Source organism: Pedococcus bigeumensis, assembly GCF_039531795.1.
Taxonomy (GTDB): Bacteria; Actinomycetota; Actinomycetes; order Actinomycetales; family Dermatophilaceae; genus Pedococcus; species Pedococcus bigeumensis.
Window position 1 is genome coordinate 382945 of record NZ_BAAAQS010000001.1, and the last position, 18890, is coordinate 401834.

17 protein-coding genes are annotated in these 18890 nt (G+C 71.8%); 5 read left to right on the forward strand and 12 right to left on the reverse strand.

What is annotated here, in order from left to right:
- Nucleotides 1–348: 348 nt before the first annotated feature.
- Nucleotides 349–1242 carry a L,D-transpeptidase family protein gene (locus tag ABD262_RS01920; protein ID WP_344130303.1) on the forward strand — a complete coding sequence of 298 codons (894 nt, stop codon included), beginning with the start codon at nucleotides 349–351 and terminating at the stop codon, nucleotides 1240–1242.
- Here the strand turns inward: ABD262_RS01920 and ABD262_RS01925 are convergent.
- Genes ABD262_RS01925 through ABD262_RS01935 form a run of 3 tightly spaced genes read right to left on the reverse strand, consistent with a single transcriptional unit; the run spans nucleotide 1236 to nucleotide 4414 of the window.
- A complete protein-coding gene (locus tag ABD262_RS01925; protein ID WP_344130306.1) occupies nucleotides 1236–2027 on the reverse strand; it encodes an alpha/beta hydrolase-fold protein in 792 nt (263 codons plus the stop codon). The genes ABD262_RS01920 and ABD262_RS01925 overlap by 7 nt on opposite strands.
- Before the next feature lie 9 nt (nucleotides 2028–2036).
- Nucleotides 2037–3524, reverse strand: coding sequence for a wax ester/triacylglycerol synthase family O-acyltransferase (locus ABD262_RS01930; protein WP_344130309.1), 1488 nt, complete (start codon nucleotides 3522–3524; stop codon nucleotides 2037–2039).
- A 53-nt stretch (nucleotides 3525–3577) separates the two neighbouring features.
- A complete protein-coding gene (locus tag ABD262_RS01935) occupies nucleotides 3578–4414 on the reverse strand; it encodes a serine protein kinase RIO (protein ID WP_344130312.1) in 837 nt (278 codons plus the stop codon).
- A gap of 373 nt (nucleotides 4415–4787) precedes the next feature.
- Between ABD262_RS01935 and ABD262_RS01940 the strand changes: the two genes are divergently transcribed.
- The 3 genes from ABD262_RS01940 to ABD262_RS01950 all read left to right on the forward strand — a co-directional run bounded on the left by ABD262_RS01940 (nucleotide 4788) and on the right by ABD262_RS01950 (nucleotide 7544).
- Complete coding sequence (locus ABD262_RS01940) at nucleotides 4788–5999, forward strand: acyl-CoA dehydrogenase family protein (protein WP_344130314.1); 1212 nt, start codon at nucleotides 4788–4790, stop codon at nucleotides 5997–5999.
- A gap of 92 nt (nucleotides 6000–6091) precedes the next feature.
- Nucleotides 6092–6685, forward strand: coding sequence for a YflT domain-containing protein (locus ABD262_RS01945; protein ID WP_344130317.1), 594 nt, complete (start codon nucleotides 6092–6094; stop codon nucleotides 6683–6685).
- A gap of 115 nt (nucleotides 6686–6800) precedes the next feature.
- Nucleotides 6801–7544: a PIG-L deacetylase family protein gene (locus ABD262_RS01950; RefSeq protein WP_344130318.1), complete on the forward strand. Its 744-nt coding sequence runs from the start codon at nucleotides 6801–6803 to the stop codon at nucleotides 7542–7544.
- Between the two features lie 74 nt (nucleotides 7545–7618).
- Here ABD262_RS01950 and ABD262_RS01955 read toward each other — a convergent pair whose 3' ends face one another.
- The 9 genes from ABD262_RS01955 to ABD262_RS01995 form a co-directional block, all read right to left on the reverse strand.
- Nucleotides 7619–9121 carry an aminopeptidase P family protein gene (locus ABD262_RS01955; RefSeq protein WP_344130320.1) on the reverse strand — a complete coding sequence of 501 codons (1503 nt, stop codon included), beginning with the start codon at nucleotides 9119–9121 and terminating at the stop codon, nucleotides 7619–7621.
- Nucleotides 9122–9165: 44 nt separating this feature from the next.
- Nucleotides 9166–10167 carry a DNA topoisomerase IB gene (locus ABD262_RS01960; protein WP_344130322.1) on the reverse strand — a complete coding sequence of 334 codons (1002 nt, stop codon included), beginning with the start codon at nucleotides 10165–10167 and terminating at the stop codon, nucleotides 9166–9168.
- Between the two features lie 2 nt (nucleotides 10168–10169).
- Nucleotides 10170–10598: an SRPBCC family protein gene (locus ABD262_RS01965; protein WP_344130324.1), complete on the reverse strand. Its 429-nt coding sequence runs from the start codon at nucleotides 10596–10598 to the stop codon at nucleotides 10170–10172.
- Between the two features lie 16 nt (nucleotides 10599–10614).
- Entirely contained in the window at nucleotides 10615–12048 is a 1434-nt protein-coding gene (locus ABD262_RS01970; RefSeq protein ID WP_344130327.1) for a tryptophan-rich sensory protein, read from the reverse strand.
- A gap of 3 nt (nucleotides 12049–12051) precedes the next feature.
- Complete coding sequence (locus ABD262_RS01975) at nucleotides 12052–12825, reverse strand: CPBP family intramembrane glutamic endopeptidase (RefSeq protein ID WP_344130330.1); 774 nt, start codon at nucleotides 12823–12825, stop codon at nucleotides 12052–12054.
- Nucleotides 12822–14249: a cryptochrome/photolyase family protein gene (locus ABD262_RS01980; RefSeq protein WP_344130333.1), complete on the reverse strand. Its 1428-nt coding sequence runs from the start codon at nucleotides 14247–14249 to the stop codon at nucleotides 12822–12824. Before ABD262_RS01980 ends, ABD262_RS01975 begins: the two co-directional genes overlap by 4 nt.
- A gap of 131 nt (nucleotides 14250–14380) precedes the next feature.
- Nucleotides 14381–16099 carry a glycerol-3-phosphate dehydrogenase/oxidase gene (locus ABD262_RS01985; RefSeq protein WP_344130336.1) on the reverse strand — a complete coding sequence of 573 codons (1719 nt, stop codon included), beginning with the start codon at nucleotides 16097–16099 and terminating at the stop codon, nucleotides 14381–14383.
- Nucleotides 16100–16102: 3 nt separating this feature from the next.
- Nucleotides 16103–17626 (reverse strand): glycerol kinase GlpK, encoded by a 1524-nt coding sequence (glpK, locus tag ABD262_RS01990; protein ID WP_344130339.1) that lies wholly within the window; start codon nucleotides 17624–17626, stop codon nucleotides 16103–16105.
- An 86-nt stretch (nucleotides 17627–17712) separates the two neighbouring features.
- On the reverse strand, nucleotides 17713–18240 hold the full coding sequence (locus ABD262_RS01995; RefSeq protein WP_344130342.1) for a MaoC family dehydratase: 528 nt from the start codon (nucleotides 18238–18240) through the stop codon (nucleotides 17713–17715).
- A gap of 202 nt (nucleotides 18241–18442) precedes the next feature.
- Here ABD262_RS01995 and ABD262_RS02000 point away from each other — a divergent pair, with 202 nt between their 5' ends.
- Nucleotides 18443–18817, forward strand: coding sequence for a YciI family protein (locus ABD262_RS02000; RefSeq protein WP_344130345.1), 375 nt, complete (start codon nucleotides 18443–18445; stop codon nucleotides 18815–18817).
- Nucleotides 18818–18890 lie beyond the last annotated feature (73 nt).

The window sequence follows — 18890 nt, forward strand, 5'->3', positions numbered from 1 at the left end:
CGCACACCGAGGCCTGACCGCCGTGCCGTACGGTGGCCGGGCGGCATTCTCGTTGAGAAATCAACAGGCCCGGGAGGGCAACCTTTCCGCACCGGGCCGCGTCTTGGTGAGTGCGGTCGCCCTCGGGGGAGGGCGTCCGCGCCATGTCGGGGGACGTGGCGGCCGGCCCGGGGGTGAGCGCGTGGGAGCGCCGCCCCGGGCCGGGCAGCCCGGCGGCCGCGCCGGTGCCGACAGCCCGCGGTGGTCACGATTCGGCGCGGGGGACAACCGAAACGCGGTCGCGTGCGTCACCATGACTGACAAGGCATTGCCTGCGGACGGGGTCCGCCGGCCAGGGAAGGGGACCGGATGGACCGCAGGCGGACTGGATCACGCACGGCGCTGGCTGCGTCGGTGCTGGTCGGCGCGCTCGCGCTGAGCGGATGCGGCGGCATCACGTTCGGCAGACACACCGCGGCGACCCCCTCGGCGGCCCAGGGCACGACGTCACCCACCGACTCCGCGACCACCCCCACGAGCCCGGAGCCGACGACCACGGCGGAGCCCACCACGACGACCGTGACGCCGACCACGCCCACCACGACGGCCGCGCCGAAGCCGACCAGCAAGCCCACGCCGAAGCCGACTCCCAAGCCGGTGCCCACCGAGGGCGACACGCTCCACGCGGGCGACACGGGCCCCTACGTCCGGCAGGTGCAGCAGCGGCTGTCCGCGCTCGGGTACTGGAACGGCTCGGCCGACGGGGTCTACGGCGGCCTCACCTCCCAGGCCGTGATGGCGCTCCAGAAGGCCGCCGGGCTCGGCCGGGACGGCGTCTTCGGCCCGGCCACCCGGCGCGCGCTGCAGAACGGCGTGCGTCCGCAGTCGCGGATCGGTGGCAGCGGGATCGAGATCGACAAGGCTCGCCAGCTCCTGCTCGTCGTGCGCGGCGGCCGGGTCACGATGATCCTCAACACCAGCACCGGCAGCGGTGAGCGGTACACCAGCCAGGGGTTCACCCGCACCGCCCTGACCCCGTCGGGCACCTTCTCGACCTTCCGGGCGGTCAACCACCTCGACAAGGGTCCGCTGGGTGACCTGTGGCGCCCGCGCTACTTCAACGGGGGGATCGCGGTGCACGGCGCCGGCAACGTCCCCGGCTACCCGGCCTCGCACGGCTGCGCACGCGTCAGCAACCCGGCGATGGACATGATCTGGGCCAACGACATCATGCCGATCGGCGGGCGCGTCACCGTCTACTGACGGTCGTACTGCTCGCGCACCCACTTCAGCTGCGGGCCGCCGTGGCTGGTCCAGTACCCCGCGGTGTGCCCGCCCTTGTCGAAGGTGAGCTCCGCCGACGGCAGGGCCTTGCCGAAGGCGCGGTTGCCGGGCACGAACGGGTCGGAGCGGCCGCAGTCCATCCGCACCGGGATCTTCGAGAGCACGGCAGTGCGCGCGAAGACGTCGTGGGCCTCGAAGTCCTCGCGGTCGTCGAAGGCGCCGGGTGCGCTCAGCCCGGCGTCGGTCCACAGGGCCGCGCTCTCCGCCACCACCGCGAAGACCTGGTCGGGGCCGAGCTCGCTGGCCAGGAGCAGCGACCCGTAGCCACCCATCGACCACCCGAGGAAGGCGACCTTCCCGGCATACCCGGTCTCGCGTCGCACGAGGGGCAGGAAGTCGTCGATCACCATCGCACCGGTGTCGACGCCGGCCCGGCGGGCGTGCCAGTAGTAGTCGCCGCCGTCGACCGACGCGAGGGTGAGGCCGGCCGAGCGCACGTGGTCCTGGAGCCGCATGATCCGGAAGGCGTGCGAGGCGTCGCCGCCCTTGCCGTGCAGGACCACGACGACGGGGGCAGCCGTGGTGGTGTCGTGGGTCTGCTGCGCGAGCTGCCAGTGGATCTCGCGCCCCGGCCAGTGCCGGCTGCGCATCGAGCCGGAGCGGACGGCGACCGCGGCGGCGTCCGGCCCGCGGCACCCGGCTGCCGCGAGCGCGCCGGCCCCGGCAGCTCCCGCGAGCAGAGCGCGACGGGTCAACGTGGCCATGCCCTCACCCTAGGGCTGTCGTCGGCCGGGTCGGCCGTCCCTGCGACGACCCGGCCGCACCTTCGGCCGCACCTCCGGCCGCGCACCTCCCGCGTCGGACGAGCCGGCGGCCAGGGCGACGAACAGCTCGAGCTCGGCCTCGAAGGCGGCGACCAGGCGCTGCGGGTCGGGCACCAGCGCCGCGTCGGTGATGACGCCCACCCGCACCGTCCCGTCGTACGTGAAGATGCAGACACCCACGGTGTGCCGCCCCGAGCCCGGCACCCAGCCGAGCACCCCCGTCACGGGCGCGCCGGCCAGCCATCGGCGGTGGCGCGGCCCGATGACGTTGGTCGTCACCCCGAGGGCCTTGTTGGCGAAGAAGTCGATGACCGGGCGGTCGAGGCCTCGCCCCACCCGTCCGATGACGTCCATGAGCAGGTGCGTGAGGGCGACCTCGGGGGAGTCCTTCAGCCAGTCCATCCGGCGCTTGGTCTCGGCGAGTCGGGCGAGCGGGGACGCGGTCGCGCTCGGGAACCGGAAGTAGACGAGGGTGAAGCGGTTCCCGAGCTCGGGGGGCAGCGGGGCGTCGAGGTCGCGGAGGTTGACCGGCACCATCGTCATCAGGTCGACCGGCTCGACGCCACTGTCTTGCTGGTAGGTGCGCAGGGCTGCGGCCATGGCACTGAGGAGCACGTCGTTGAGGGTGGCCCCGGCCAGCCGGCCCAGGGACTTGGGTCCGTCGAGGGGGAGCAGCCCGGTCCACGCGATCCGCTTGGCCCGGTCCGGCTCGCCCGACAGCGGGTTCGGCGGGTTCTGGCCCAGGAGCAGCTCGGAGACCACCTGGGTCGTGCGCAGCGCGAGCCGGGTCGTGTGTCGCAGCCCGGTGGCCGTCACCCAGCCCCTTGCCTCGGTGACGACCGCGCCGGCCAGGTCGAGGCCGACCGACGCAGGCCCGGGCAGCCGTGGCCGGGCGGGGCTGGTAGCGGCGCTGCCCGGGTCGACCCGAGGCGGGTCCGCGGGCGCCGGTGCCGCGTCCGGGTCCTCGTCGGTGAGTGACAGCAGCACCCGCGCGAGGGCCAGCCCGTCGGCGAGGGCGTGGTGGGTGCGGCAGAAGATCGCCGCACCCGAGCCGTACCCGTCGATGAGGTGCATCTCCCAGAGGGGATGGTCGGGGTCGAACGGGACGGAGAGGTGCTGCTCCATGTAGCGCTGGAGCGCGGCGTCGTCACCCCGACCCGTGAGCGTGGTCCGGCGGAGGTGCCGACCGAGGTCGAAGTCCTCGTCGTCGACCCAGTGCGGTCGGCCGAGGAGTCGACCGGCCGGCTCGACCCGCTGCCGGAACACCGGGTACCGGTCCAGGACGCGGACCTCGAGGGTCCGGGTCACCTCCGCCCAGTCGGGCACCTCGCCGAGGAAGAGGACCGACACGATGACCATGAGGTTCTGCGGCCGGTCCATGGCCAGCCAGAGGGAGTCCAGCGGGGCGATGGGCCGGCGGCGCGTCGACACGGGCACGAGGGACCCCCTTCGTCGGTGTGACCACCAGCCTAGGTATGCCGGGTGGCTCGCTACCAGCGCGAGGTCGCCTCGGCGACGAGGTCGCCGAGCAGCTCGCCCTCGTCGACGTCGAGACCCTTGCTGACGAACCAGCGGCACATGTTGGTGACGTCGCGCTCGAGGAACTCGAAGCCACGCGGGTTGCCGATGATGTCGACGATCTGCGGCCAGTCGATGATGACCAGCCGCTCACCGTGGAGCAGCACGTTGTAGGGAGACAGGTCGCCGTGCGTCCAGCCCCGCCTGGCCAACGTGACCATCGACGTGCGCAGCTGCTCGAACAGCTCGGGCAGCAGGTCGGCCGTCGGGCGCGTCTGGGCGAGTCGGGGTGCCGCCTCGCCCGGCTCGCCGATGAGCTCCATCAGCATCTCGCGGTCGCTGAGCTGGACGGGGTAGGGGACCGGCAGCCCCATCTCCCAGAGCGTGGACAGCGCCTCGAACTCGGCCACGGCCCACTGCCCGGAGAGCAGCTCCTTGCCGAACTCGGTGCGCCGTGCCATCGCTCGCATCTCGCGGCTGCGCCGGACCCGTCGGCCCTCGTGGTAGCCGGCGTCGCGGTGGAACATCCGGTGCTCGCCGGTGCGGTAGCGCTTGGCCGCGAGGAACGAGTCGACGGCGGGCCTGGTCGTGCCGTCCGGCAGCCAGCGCCGGACGATGTGGACGTCGGCCTCCTTGCCGGTCTTGAGGACGCCGAGGTCGGACTCGACGGCGCCGAGCGCGGTGATGACCCAGTCGGGTCGGGGTTTCGGACCGTGCGTGGCACCGTCCCAGCTGGACCAACGCTCACCCTCGGGGGGTGCGTCGGGAAGGCTGTCAAACGAGAAGGAGAGGTGCTCCTGGAACTGCATGGGTGGACTCCATCGAACGAAGGGAAAGGGCAGCGAACGCGCCCAGGACAGTCGTGGACATCTCGCGCCTCCTTCGGTCGTGGTGGTCGTCCCTGCGAGAGGGAGTCGTGCGCGCGCGGCCCGGTGCCGCGCGGCATACCCGGAGAGCGTGACAGAACCGCTCCGCCCCCCGCCACTGCTTTTCCGCGCCCCAGCTCTCCGACTCTTGAGGTCCGGGTGGGGAGGCTCACACGGCGGGAACCTGTGCTGGGACTGGGCCACTCGGCATACTCGCGGGAGGCCCTGATCCCCGAACCGCATCCCTCCGAACCGCATCCCCCCGAACCGCATCCCTCCGAACCGCATCCCTCCGAACCGCAAGGTGGCGAACCGCATGTCCCGACTCCAGCAGACCGATGGCCTGACCGAGGAGCAGACGGAGCTGGTCAAGCTCGTGCGCGAGTTCGTCAACGAGCAGATCATCCCGGTGGCGCAGGAGCTCGAGCACCAGGACGAGTACCCCACCGACATCGTCGAGGGCATGAAGGAGATGGGGATCTTCGGGCTGATGATCCCCGAGGAGTACGGCGGCCTGGGGGAGTCGCTGCTCACCTACGCGCTGGTGGTCGAGGAGATCGCCCGTGGCTGGATGTCGGTGAGCGGCATCATCAACACGCACTTCATCGTCGCCTACCTGTTGCTGCAGCACGGCACCGAGGAGCAGAAGCAGCGCTACCTGCCGAAGATGGCGACCGGCGAGATCCGCGGGGCCTTCTCGATGAGCGAGCCGGGCCTCGGCTCGGACGTCTCGGCGATCCGCACCAAGGCCGTCAAGGGCGAGCCGGTCGACGGGGTCGACCAGTGGTCGATCACCGGCCAGAAGATGTGGCTCACCAACGGCGGCAGCGCGAATCTCGTTGCGGTGCTTGTGAAGACGGACCTCGGCGCCGACTCCGTCTACAAGAACATGACGACCTTCCTCATCGACAAGACCTCCGGGTTCGGCGAGACCGCCCAGGGCGTCACCATCCCGGGCAAGATCGAGAAGATGGGCTACAAGGGCGTCGACACCACCGAGATGGTGCTCGAGGGACACCGGACGACCAGCGCGCAGATCCTCGGCGGCGAGCCTGGCCAGGGCTTCTACCAGATGATGGACGGCGTGGAGGTGGGCCGCGTCAACGTCGCGGCCCGCGCGTGTGGGGTCTCGATGCGGGCCTTCGAGCTCGGGATCGCCTACTCCCAGCAGCGCGAGACCTTCGGCAAGAAGATCGCCGAGCACCAGGGCATCCTCTTCCGGCTCGCCGACATGGCGACCAAGGTCGAGGCCAGCCACCAGATGATGGTCAAGGCCGCGCGGCTCAAGGACGCCGGCGCGCGCAACGACCTCGAGGCCGGCATGGCCAAGTACCTCGCCGCCGAGAACTGTGCCGACGTGGTCGAGCAGTCCTTCCGGATCCACGGCGGCTACGGATACTCCAAGGAGTACGAGATCGAGCGCCTCTACCGCGAGGCTCCGATGCTGCTCATCGGTGAGGGCACCGCCGAGATCCAGAAGCTGATCATCGGCCGTCGCCTCCTCGAGGACTTCAAGCTCAAAGGCTGACGGTATGCCGCGTGGCCGGCCACGCGGCATACCCCAGGTGGCAGCCGGGTCCCGTCCAGCCACCTCCCAGCGGGCTTTGACACACTGGTGCCATGAGCACGCAGCCGAATGCCATGGCGAGGTCCCGCGCGGTCCTGACGCTGGAGTACCCGATGTCCCTCGGGCGGTACGACACCTACGACAAGGCCCAGAAGGCCGTCGACTACCTCTCCGACCACGACTTCCCGGTGCAGAACGTCCTCATCGTCGGCACCGACCTCAAGCAGCTCGAGCGGGTCACCGGCCGGCTCACCCGGCGGCGGGTCGCGGTCGGGGGCCTGGTCTCGGGTGCCTGGCTCGGTCTCTTCGTCGGCCTGATCTTCTCCCTGCTCGACACGAGCAGCAACGGCGCGGGCTTCATCGGGGTGTTGCTCACGGTCGCGTTCGGCGCCGTGTTCGGGCTCGTCTGGGCGCTCATCGGCTACGCCCTGACCGGGGGGACCCGTGACTTCACCTCCGTCATGCAGGTCGTGGCCACCCAGTACGAGGTGCTCGTCGAGCACAAGTTCGCGGCCCAGGCTCGAGAGCTGCTGACCGCGATGGACCCGATGGCGGCGGCGCAGGCCCAGGTCGACGCCGCCCGCGAGGCCGAGCGCCAGCGGGCCGCCCACGAGCAGACCCAGCAGACACCCCCACCGTCGGCCTGAGACCCCGTTGTTCGGAAGATGAGCCCGGCCCTGGTGCGGGGGATCTTCCGAACTACCGCCGCACGCGCGCCAAAGGGCGGGCGCGAACCCCGCGGCGCGGCATACCCTCGTGCGCATGACTGAGACCGGAGGGGACAAGCCCGCTCTCGCCGACTTCGGCGACGACTTCTCATCCGTCCTGTGCGTCGTCGCGCACCCGGACGACATCGAGTACGGCACCGCCGCGGGAGTCGCGAAGTGGACCGCGGCCGGCAAGACCGTGACCTACTTCCTGCTGACCCGTGGTGAGGCCGGGATCGACACCATGCACCCCGACGAGGCGGCCGGCGTCCGCGAGCAGGAGGAGCGCGACGGGGCCGCGATCGTCGGCGTGAGCGAGGTGGACTTCGGCACCCATCGCGACGGCAACGTCGAATACGGCCTGGGCCTGCGCCGGGACATCGCCCGCGAGATCCGACGCCGCAGGCCCGATGTCGTGGTCACCGGGCACTACGGCGACCGGTTCGTCCAGGGGATGCTCAACCAGGCCGACCACCGGGCGGTCGGCCTCGCCTGCGCCGACGCCGTGGCCGATGCCGGGAACCGCTGGATCTTCCCCGAGCTGGTCGACGAGGGGTTCGAGCCGTGGAACGTCAAGCGGCTCTGCTTCGCCGGCTCACCGACCCCCACGCACTTCGTCGACGTCGCTGACCACGTCGACCGGGCGGTGGCGTCGCTCGAGGCGCACCAGGCCTACAACTCCGCCCTGCCCGACACGTTCCCCAAGCCGGCCGAGCTGATCGGCATGATCCTCGGCTGGGGTGGTCAGGCCGCGGGGATCGACAAGGCCCTCACCCTCGACGTCGTCGAGCGCCGCTAGTAGCTGTACCGATAGCCAGCGGGCGTGCGAACGGGCCCGCCGATTGGGGCGGGCCCGTTCGCGCACGGCGAAGGTCAGCGGCTCTGGACCTCGCGGATCCAGGCCTCCACGTCGGCCGACGTGCGGGGCATGGCCGCCGAGAGGTTCTCGTGCCCGTCCTCGGTCACCAGCACGTCGTCCTCGATCCGCACCCCGATGCCGCGGAAGCGCTCGGGTGCCTTGAGGTCGTCGGCCTTGAAGTAGAGGCCGGGCTCGACGGTCAGGACCATGCCCGGCAGGAGCTCGGCGTCCATGTACTCCTCGCGGGTCGCCAGGGCGCAGTCGTGCACGTCGAGGCCGAGGTGGTGGCTGGTGCCGTGCACCATCCAGCGGCGGTGGTACTGGCCGTGCTCCTTGTCGAGCGTGTCCTCGACGGACACTCCCTCGGGGAGCAGCCCCCAGGCGAGGAGGTGCTCGGCGATCACGCGGATCGCGGCGTCGTGGATGTCGGAGAACTTGTTGCCCGGCTTGACCGCGGCGAGCCCGGCCTCCTGGGCCGCGTAGACGGCGTCGTAGACCTCACGCTGGGCGTCGGTGAACGTGCCGTTGGCCGGCAGCGTGCGGGTGATGTCAGCGGTGAAGAGCGAGTCCACCTCGACCCCGGCGTCGAGCAGGATGAGGTCGCCGTCGCGCAGCTCGCCGGTGTTCTTGATCCAGTGCAGCGTCGTGGCGTGGTCGCCGGCAGCGGCGATCGAGTCGTAGCCGACGCCGTTGCCCTCGTGGCGGGCCGTCAGGCCGAAGACGCCTTCGACCCAGCGCTCGCCGCGGCCCTTGGCGACCGCCTCGGGGAGGTCGGCAATGACGGCGTCGAACCCGTGGTGGGTGGCCGCGACCGCCTTGCGCATCTCCCCGACCTCCCACTCGTCCTTGGTGAGGCGCAGGTGCGACAGGAAGTGCGCGAGCTCGTCGTCGGCCTCGGTGAGGTCGTCCTGCGCCGTCGTGGCGGAGGTGGTCTCCGACGTGCGGGCCGTGTCGAGCTCGCGGGTGAGGTCACGGTCGGCGTCGCGGACCAGTCGCACGGTCACCTCGCCGGCGTCCTTGACGACGGCGTCGGAGAACTCGTCGATGTGCCGGCCGGTCACGCCGAGCTCGACCTCGACGTCCTCGATCGTCGGGCGGGCCCCCACCCAGAACTCGCCGTAGCGGGCGTCGGCGAAGAACTCGTCGGTGTCGCGCCCGGCCAGCGGGCGGAAGTACAGGATCGGCTCGTGCGTGCCGTCGTCGCGGGGCTCGAGGACGAGCACCGCGTCGGGCTCGCGGTCGCCGCCGAGCCCGGTGAGGTGCGCGAACGCGGTGTGCGGCCGGAACACGTAGTCGGTGTCGTTGCTGCGCACCTTGAGGCCACCGGCGGGGATCACCAGCCGGTCACCCTGGAACGCGGCACTGACCGCCTCGCGCCGCGCCGCGGCATACCGCGCAGCCTCGCTCAGCTCGCTGGGACCGGGTGGACGTGGCGCCCAGTCCTCGGCGACGAACGCACGGAACTCGTCCGTGGTCGGGCGGGCGCGGTTCTCCGGCTTCTTCTGCTCTTCGCTCACCGCGCCATCGTATGCCGGGTGCCCGCCCGGGCGGGCGCGGCACCTCAGCCGTCGGTCAGGAGCGCGAGCACGGCCTTCTCGATCGCGGCCTGGCGGCGCTCGGGCGTGCGGAAGCGGGACGGGTCGACGTCGATGGTCGCGCCGCTCTCGTAGCGGTCGAGGACGCGGGGGTCGATGTAGGAGTTCTTGGCGATGGTGGGGGTGTTGCCGAGGTAGCCGGCGACCTCGTCGACCGCCGCCTTGATCGCGCGCTTGCGGGACGCCTTGGTGTCGCCCGGCTCGTCGCTGGCAGCGAGGGCCACGGCGGCCAGCACGGTGGCGTGCCAGGTGCGGAAGTCCTTGGCGGTCAGCTCGCCGCCCAGCACCTCGCCCAGGTAGGCGTTGACGGCGGTGGAGTCGAGGTCGGCCCAGCGCCGGGCCTCCTGGTAGGCCAGCAGGCGCTTGCTCGCCGACTTGCGGCGGCGCATCCGGTCCAGCGCGGCGATGGCCGCCGCGTCGTCGATCTCGATGGTGTGCTCGATCCCCGACTTGCCGACGAAGGTGAAGACGATGACCTCGCCGCGGCGCCGGACGTGCTGGCGCTCCAGGGTGGTGAGGCCGAACGAGCCGTTGTCCTGGGTGTAGGCGTCGTTGCCGATGCGGAAGTACCCGAGGTCCAGCAGGCGGACGGCCGTCGCTGCCGCGCGTCCGCGGGGCATGCCGTCGAGGGCGAGGTCGGTCAGGATCCGGCGCCGGGCCGCGGGCAGCTTGGCCGCAGCGGACAGCACCCGGTCGAACTTCGTCTGGTCCTGCTTGAGCCTCCAGACGGGGTGGTAGAGGTACTGCCGCCGGCCCGCGACGTCGGTGCCCACGGCCTGGATGTGTCCCTGGGGCAGCGGGCAGATCCAGACGTCCTCCCACGCCGGCGGGATCGCCAGTGACCTGATCCGCTCGACCTCCGCGGGGCCGAGCCGGGCGCCGTTCTCGTCGAGGTAGACGAAGCCCTTCCCGGCCCGACGACGCCGCCAGCCCTTCGACTGGGGCGAGACCTTGCGCAGCCTCGGCACGGTTAGAGCCGGTCGAGGGCTGACTTGAGGGTGCGGGCGGTGTCGTTGCCGAGCTTGCTGAGCAACGGCATCGCCAGCGGCCAGAGCCAGCGGCCGAGCCCGGTGAAGGAGAACTCCGCCTGGTAGTCGACCGACGACCCGGTGCCGTCGGGGGAGACGGTGATGGTGTCGCGGCTCGTGGTGGTCTCGTTGCGGCCCACGATGACGAACCCGTGGTCGGAGACGCTCTCGAGGGTGTAGTCGAGGTCGACGGTGCGGCCCGCGAACTTCGAGACGTTGTGCCAGACGGTGCCGGGAGAGCCGTCACCAGACAGCAGCTCGCAGCGGACGGTGCCGGCGTCCCACTCCACGGCGTTCTCGAAGTCGAGCAGGTAGGGCAGGACCCGGGTCGGTGCTGCGGTGGTGGTGACGGTGCGCTGGACGGTGGGCATTGAGGTGCTCCTGTGGTCAGTGACGCGGGTTGCGTCGGGCGATGGCTGTGGTGAGGGCAGTCGCGAAGGCGCACCACCCGGCATACGCGAGCAGTCCGGTGGCCTTACCCCGTCCGGCCGGAGCCACACGTCGGGCGAGGTCGACGCTGCTCGCGGTGAGTGCGGCGCACTCGGCGGCGGCGACCCATGGGCGGTGGGCGCGGAAGAACAGGCCGGTCCACCCGGCGTTGAGGACCATGTTGACCGCGAGCGCTCGCTCGAGGTCGCGGGCCCGGGTGGAGGGGTGGTCGGGGTCGTCGCGCTCCTTGAGCACCGCGGAGGCGGCGGCGGTCAGGAGGGCGACCTCGGCGTAGAGCCCGGTCCAGACGACCGGGAAGGCGGCGGGTGGGGGCTGCCAGGACGGCTTGTCGAGGGAGGCGTACCAGCGCGACTTCGGGTCGGTGAGCAGCGAGCCCACGACGGCCGCCGCGGCGACCGTGCCGGCCGCGCGCTGGACGGTCCGCCGCCAGAGCAGGGGGTCGACGGTGCGCAGGGCAGCGCGGACGGCGCTGTCGAACCCGGTCAGGCCACCCGGCGGCAACCCGATCGCGGTCTGCACGTCGTCCTCGTGGCAGATCGCCTCGTGGACCAGGCTGCCCACCAGTGGGCGCGCGATGCCGGCGGAGATCGGCGTGACGAGGCCGACCCACAGCCCGGCCAGCCGGGGGGAGAGCACCGGTACGGAGACGATCAGGCGACGGCCCAGGCCGGCCACGTCTGCGTAGCGCTGCATCATGTCGGCGTAGGTGAGCACCTCGGGACCGCCGATGTCGAAGGTGCGGTTGCTGTCCGCCGGGAGGTCGGCGGCCCCGACGAGGTAGTGCACGACGTCGTCGACGGCGATCGGCTGGATGCGGTTGTCGACCCACTTGGGCGCGACCATGGCGGGCAGCCGCTCGGTGAGGTGGCGCAGCATGTCGAACGACGCCGAGCCGTCCCCGAGCACGACCCCGGCCTGCAGGACGGTCGCCGGCACCGGGCCGGCGAGGAAGATCTCGCCCACCTCGACGCGTGACGCGAGGTGCTCGGAGAGCTCGCCCGACGGGTGCAGGCCACTGAGGTAGACCACGCGCGAGGTGCCCGCATCCGCAGCGGCGGCAGCAAAGCCCTGGGCCATCGTGCGGTCGCGCTCGACGAAGCTCCCCTGGCCGTCCATCGAGTGCAGGAGGTAGTAGGCGACCTCCGCGCCGTCGAGCGCCCGGCCGAGGTCGTCGGGCGAGGTGGCGTCGCCCTCGACCACCTCGACGTCCTCGTGCCAGGGCTGGCCGTCGAGGCGGGAGCTGCGGCGGGTGAGCACCCGCACCCGCCACCCGGCGTCGAGCAGGGCGGGCACGAGCTCGCCGCCGATGTAGCCCGTGGCGCCGGTCACGAGCGCCGTGCGAGGGGTCGTGCGAGGTCCGGTGACGGTCATGCGTCAGCTCCCAGTGGAAAGGACGGCGGGCAGGAGGAAGAGCATCCCGAGCGACCACGTCAGGTGCGTGACGACCGGGCCGAGGATGCCGCCGGTGACGCGGCGCTGCAGGGCGGTCAGCACCCCGAGCAGTCCGGCGGCCAGGACCAGCAGCGGTATGCCGGCCCCGACGGTGGTCAGCGCGTAGACGACCGCGGTGGTCGCCACCGCGTGCCGGCGTCCCACCGCGGCGTACAGGGCGCCCCGGAAGTAGAGCTCCTCGGCGATGCCGTTGACGGCGGTGAGCACCGCCACGAGGGCGAGCGACCCGAGGCGGGCGTGGTCCAGGAGGTGCTGCACCGGGTCGCGCAGGACCGGGACGTGAGCCACCACCACGGCGCCCGCGAGGAACAGGGCGAGGAGGAGGCCGCCGAGCGCCAGGGACTGGACGATCGGCCGGACGTCCTCGCCGCCGGCGCGGGTGTGGGCTCGGCCGAGGTGCAGCGGACCCGACGCGAACGCCCCGATCGTCCAGACGGCGGCGAGGCCGAGCGTCGCGACGTAGAACATCGGGTCGCCGGGCTGGATGCGCAGCGCGAAGGCCAGCACCACGGCCCCGATGACGAGGGTGACGAGCGCGACGACACGGCGACGGCGGAAGGCCGCGTCGCTCTCGGTGTGGTCACGGGCCACTGGCGTGACGAGGGCGGCGCGGATGAAGTCGCGCACCTCGTGCACCGGGTGCAGGCCGGGTCTGGCGGCCGGGGTCCGGTGGGCGCCAGGCGTGCGTTCGCTCATCCGCGGACCGACTCGTAGCGCCGCAACGCCTCGCGGCGCTCGTCGGCGTGGTCGACGATCCGCTCGGGGTAGTCGTGGGCGTAGCCGTCGTCGTGCTTCCACGGCTCGTGGACCGCCGGGCCGTCGAGGTGGGCGAGCTCGGGAACGTAGCGACGCACGTAGTCGCCGTGCGGGTCGAAGCGCAGCCCCTGCGTGATCGGGTTGAAGACACGGAAGTACGGCGAGGCGTCGGTGCCGGTGCCGGCCACCCACTGCCAGCCGTGGTTGTTGGAGGCGATGTCGCCGTCGATGAGGTGGTCGAGGAAGTGCCTGGCGCCGATCGGCCACCACACGTGCAGGTCCTTGGTGAGGAAGCTGGCGGTGACCATGCGCATCCGGTTGTGCATCCAGCCCTCGCGCAGCAGCTGCCGCATCGCCGCGTCCACGACGGGGTATCCGGTGCGCCCCTGGCGCCAGGCCTGGACGGCCTCCCCGGCGTCGTCGTAGTCCATGCCCGACAGCGCGGGTCGCAGGTCGTGCCAGGCCGACCGCGGGTGGTGCCAGAGGACGTCGGCGTAGAACTCGCGCCAGGCCAGCTCGGTCTCGAACCGGTCGGCGCCCGGCCCGAGGTTCCGCCGGCCGTCGGCCAGGTCAGCGAGGAGCGTGCGGGGGTGCACCGACCCGATCTTCAGGTACGGCGACAGCCGCGACACCCCGTCGAGGTCGGCCCGGTCGCGGTCCTTGCCGTAGTCGGCCAGCGCTCCGTCGCGGAAGTCGGCCCAGCGCTGCAGGGCGGCCTCCTCGCCCGCGTCCGGAAGAGCGGGCAGGCCGGTGACCTCACGGGCCTGCTTCAAGGCGCTGAGCGCCGACTGGTCGGAGCGCACCTGCGCGAGCCGCAACCCACTCGGCTCCTCGGCCGGGGCCGGCCAGCCGTGCTCGCGCCAGGCCTTGGAGAAGGGCGTGAAGACCTTGTACTCGGTGCCCGACCCGTTGAGCACCGAACCCGGCCCCACGGCATACGGGGTGCCCGTCTCGACCCAGTCGACGCCGGCCTCGCCGAGCGCGGCGGCCACGGCCCGGTCGCGGCGCCGTCCTGCGGGCGTGGTCTCGCGGGAGACGTGCACGGAGCGGGCCCCGAGCTCGGCGGCCAGCGCCGGGACGACGTCCACCGGGTCGCCCTCCCGCACGCAGAGCCGCCCCTCGTAGGCCGCGTCAGCGGCCTTGAGGCTCTCGGCCAACCAGGCTCGCCGAGCGTCGCCCGCGCCCTTCCACAACGTGGGGTCCAGCACGAAGAGGACGGCCACCTCCCCGGGCTCCTGACCGGGTCCGCCGCCCCGGGTGGGGTCCTGGGTGGGGTCCTGGGCGGCCCGGTGGGCGGCGCCGAGGGCAGGTAGGTCACCCCGACGCAGGTCGCGACGCAGCCAGAGGATGCTCGGCGGGGGCATGCGTCACTCCTCTCGGGTGGGGCGGCCAGGACGGGGGCCGGGATGGGCTCAGCTGTCGGGGACTGTCACGCTAACCGTCTGACCTGCAATGTTCAAAGTATGTCCAATGTGTCCGCGGTATCCGTCAGGGCTCACAGGGTGCCGTCGGGACCGCTGCGGCGGGCCTCGTCGGCGCTCGCGTCGTCGGGCATCGTCTGGCTGATCCGCTCGGCCTCGACGCGGCCGAGGTAGATCGCGATCTCCTGCGCAGTGCGGGCGTCGTCCCAGCCGAGCACCGGGGCGACGAGCGCCGCCGCGGCGGGGGCGGCCGAGACCCCCCGGTCCCAGGCCTCGATCGAGATGCGGGTGCGACGGGTGAGCACGTCGGTGAGGTGCAGGGCCCCCTCGTGCGACGCCGCGTACACGACCTCGGCCCGCAGGTGGTCCTCGGCGCCGTCGAGCGGCTGCCCGAGCTCGGGTCGTGCGGCGACGAGGTCGAGCACCTCCTGGGTGAGTGAGCCGTAGCGGCGCAGCAGGTGCTCGATGCGGGCGACGTGCAGCCCGGAGGCACGGGCGAGCGTCTGGCGCTGGTTCCACGCGGCCTGGTAGCCGACGCCGCCGAGCAGCGGGATGGTGTCGGTGGTCGAGTCGGCGATCCGGCCGGGGATGGCCTGGGCCGCCTCGTCCACGGCGTCCCTGGCCATCACCCGGTAGGTCGTGTACTTGCCGCCCGCCACGACCACCAGCCCCGGGGCGCTGTGGGCGACCACGTGCTCGCGCGACAGCTTGCTGGTCGACTCGGACTCGCCCGCGAGCAGCGGGCGCAGCCCGGCGTACACGCCTTCCACGTCCTCGTGGGTCAGGGGGGTGGCGAGCACCCGGTTGACGTGGTCGAGGAGGTAGTCGATGTCGGCCCGCGTCGCGGCAGGGTGCGCCTTGTCGAGCGACCAGTCGGTGTCGGTGGTGCCGAGGATCCAGTGGCGTCCCCACGGGATGACGAACAGGACGGACTTCTCGGTGCGCAGGATGAGCCCGGTCGAGGAGTGGATCCGGTCGCGCGGGACGACCAGGTGGATGCCCTTGGACGCCCGCACGTGGAACTGGCCGCGCTCGCCGACCATCGCCTGGGTGTCGTCGGTCCACACGCCGGTGGCGTTGACGATCTGCCGGGCGTTGATGACGAACTCGCGGTCGGTCAGCTTGTCGACGGCGCGCACGCCGGTGACGCGCTCGCCCTGGCGCAGGAAGCCAACGGCGGCAACGCGGTTCGCGACGTGCGCGCCGTAGCTGGCGGCCGTGCGGGCGAGCTCCATGGTGTGGCGGGCGTCGTCGACCTGCGCGTCGTAGTACTGGACGGCACCGGTGAGCGCACTGCTCTTCAGGCTCGGCATGAGCCGCAGGGCCTGGCGGCGGGTGAGGTGTCGGTGCCGGGGGAGGCCGGCGCCGAGGCCCGAGCTGATGGCCATCGCGTCGTAGAGGGCGATGCCCGACCCGACGTAGGCGCGCTCCCAGCCGTGGTGGGTCAGCGGGTAGAGGAACGGCACCGGCCGGACCAGGTGGGGGGCGAGGCGGGTGAGGAGCAGCCCGCGCTCGTGCAGGGCCTCCCGGACCAGGGCGAAGTCGAGCATCTCGAGGTAGCGCAGTCCGCCGTGGATCAGCTTGCTGCTGCGGGAGGAGGTGCCGCTGGCGAAGTCGCGCTGCTCGATCAGCCCGGTCGACAGACCCCGCGTGACGGCGTCGAGGGCGGTGCCGCTGCCCACGACTCCGCCGCCGATCACCAGCAGGTCGAGCTCCTCGCCGCTGCCGAGCGTCTCGATCGCGCGCGCGCGGCCCTGCGGTGAGAGTGCCGTGTCGGTGCCTGCCAGACCCATGTCCTACCCCTCGTCGACGTCCACCCAGTCAAGGGTGCGTTGCACGGCCTTGCGCCACCCGGCATACCCGTCGGCCCGCTGCCGGTCCGACCAGGTCGGTGTCCACCGCTTCGACTCCTGCCAGTTGGCGCGGAGCTCGTCGGTGCCTGACCAGAAACCGGTGGCCAGACCAGCAGCGTAGGCCGCGCCGAGCGCAGTCGTCTCGGCGACCACGGGACGGGACACCGGCACCCCGAGGATGTCGGACTGCAGCTGCATGCAGAGGTCGTTCGCGGTGACGCCACCGTCGACCTTCAGCACCTCGAGCTCGACCCCGCTGTCCTTGGTCATCGCGTCCGAGACGTCGCGGGTCTGGTAGCAGATCGCCTCGAGGGTGGCCCGCGCCAGGTGGGCGTTGGTGTTGAACCGGCTCATGCCGACGATGGCGCCCCGCGCGTCGGGTCGCCAGTAGGGGGCGAACAGCCCGGAGAAGGCCGGGACGAAGTACAGGCCACCGGTGTCGTCGACCTGCTTGGCAAGGCGCTCGATGTCCGCGGCCCCCGAGATGATCCCGAGCTGGTCACGCAGCCACTGCACCGCCGACCCGGTGACGGCGATCGAGCCCTCCAGGGCGTAGACGGGCTCGGCGTCGCCGAACTGGTAGCAGAGGGTGGTCAACAGCCCTGACTTGCTGCGCACGATCTCCGTGCCGGTGTTGAGGATCATGAAGTTGCCCGTGCCGTAGGTGTTCTTGCCCTCGCCCGGCGCGAAGCACACCTGGCCGACCGTCGCGGCCTGCTGGTCGCCGAGGTCGCCGGCGAGCGGGACCTCGCCGCCGAGGGGGCCACCGGCACGGGTCAGGCCGTAGAGCTCGGGGTCGGAGCTCGGCCGGATCGTCGGCAGCATCTGGCGCGGGATGTCGAAGAACCCGAGCAGCTCCTCGTCCCAGTCGAGGGTGCGCAGGTCCATGAGCATGGTGCGGCTGGCGTTCGTGACGTCGGTGACGTGCACCCCGCCGTCGATGCCGCCGGTGAGGTTCCAGAGCAGCCAGGTGTCGATCGTGCCGAAGAGCGCGTCGCCCCGCTCGGCGGCGGTCCGGGCGCCGTCGACGTGCTCGAGGATCCACTGGACCTTGCCCGCCGAGAAGTACGCCGCGGGTGGGATGCCGGCGCGCTCGCGGACGACGTCGCCCTGGCCGGACTGGTCGAGCGCGCGGGCGATGCGGTCGGTGCGGGTGTCCTGCCAGACGATCGCGTTGTGCAGCGGCCGGCCGGTGCGCTTGTTCCAGACGACCGTGGTCTCGCGCTGGTTGGTGATCCCGAGCGCGGACAGGTCCGAGGGCTGCAGGTCGAGCTTCGACAGGGCCGAGCCGATCACGGTCTGGGTGCGTTCCCAGATCTCGAGCGGGTTGTGCTCGACCCAGCCGGCCCGGGGCATGAGCTGCTCGTGCTCGAGCTGGTGCCGCCCCACCTCGGCGCCGTCGTGGTCGAACACCATGAAGCGGGTGCTCGTCGTTCCCTGGTCAACGGCACCAACGAAATCGGCCATGTCGCGACCCTACTCAGCCAGGAGCCCGGAAGCCCATGGTCCAGGATCGCGGTCGCGGGGTCAGTCCTCGAGGTCAGTCCTCGGGGTCAGTCCCTGGGGGCAGGCTCGACCAGCTCGGGGCGACCGGGCTGCTCCCCGCCGCGGGCCGCGAGGTAGCTCTCCTTGGGCACCATCACCTTGCGGCGGAAGATGCACACCAGGGTGCCGTCCTGGTTGTAGCCCTTGGTCTCGACCTGGACCACGCCGCGGTCGTCCTTCGAGGTCGACTCCCACTTGGCGAGCACCTCGGTCTGGCCGTAGATCGTGTCGCCGTGGAAGGTCGGTGCGACGTGGCGCAGCGACTCGACCTCCAGGTTGGCGATCGCCTTGCCGGAGACGTCGGGCACGCTCATCCCGAGCAGCAGGGAGTAGATGTAGTTGCCGACCACGACGTTCTTCCCGAACTGCGTGGTGTTCTCCGCGTAGTTCGCGTCGAGGTGGAGCGGGTGGTGGTTCATCGTGAGCAGGCAGAACAGGTGGTCGTCGTACTCGGTCACCGTCTTGCCGGGCCAGTGCTTGTAGACCGCGCCGACCTCGAACTCCTCGTAGCTGCGTCCGAATTGCATGGTCCCCATCCTGCCGAGCGTGGCACCCGGTGGACACCGGTATGCCGCGTGCGTTCCCTCACAGCGGACCCGACAGACCGTGGCCTGCTCCCGGGCGATGCGACCACGAGACTCCCCGAAGTTTCTCGGCCGAAAGATCGAGAGCGCGGTCAGCGAGCCGTCAGGGTAGTGACAGGGCCGCACGGCCAACCCTCCCCGAAAGGGACATCCCATGAAGTACGTCATCCTCATGCACTCCAACCCCCAGCCGTGGGGGCACCCGACGAGCGACTTCCTCCCCGAGCACCAGGCCTTGTCCGTCGAGGAGCGCGCGAAGCTCGCGTCCGACTTCGACTCGGTCCTGGCGGACCTCTCCGACCGGGGCGAGCTCCTGGGTGGTCAGGCCCTCGGCAGCCCACAGGAGGCGCGGCTGTTCCGCTGGTCGGCTGGACGACGGAAGATCACCGACGGGCCGTACGCCGAGACGACCGAGCACTTCGCCGGGTTCTTCCTCATCGACGTCGCGAGCCAGGAGCGGGCCGAGGAGGTGGCGGAGAAGTTCTCCGGCCCGGGCGAGACCGTCGAGCTGCGTCCGGTCGCCTCCTGACGGCCTGACCGGACCCCCGTGCACCGAGCCCGGGGGTCGTCCGGTCGTGGCCCGCGCGGGCCCTACCCTTGGC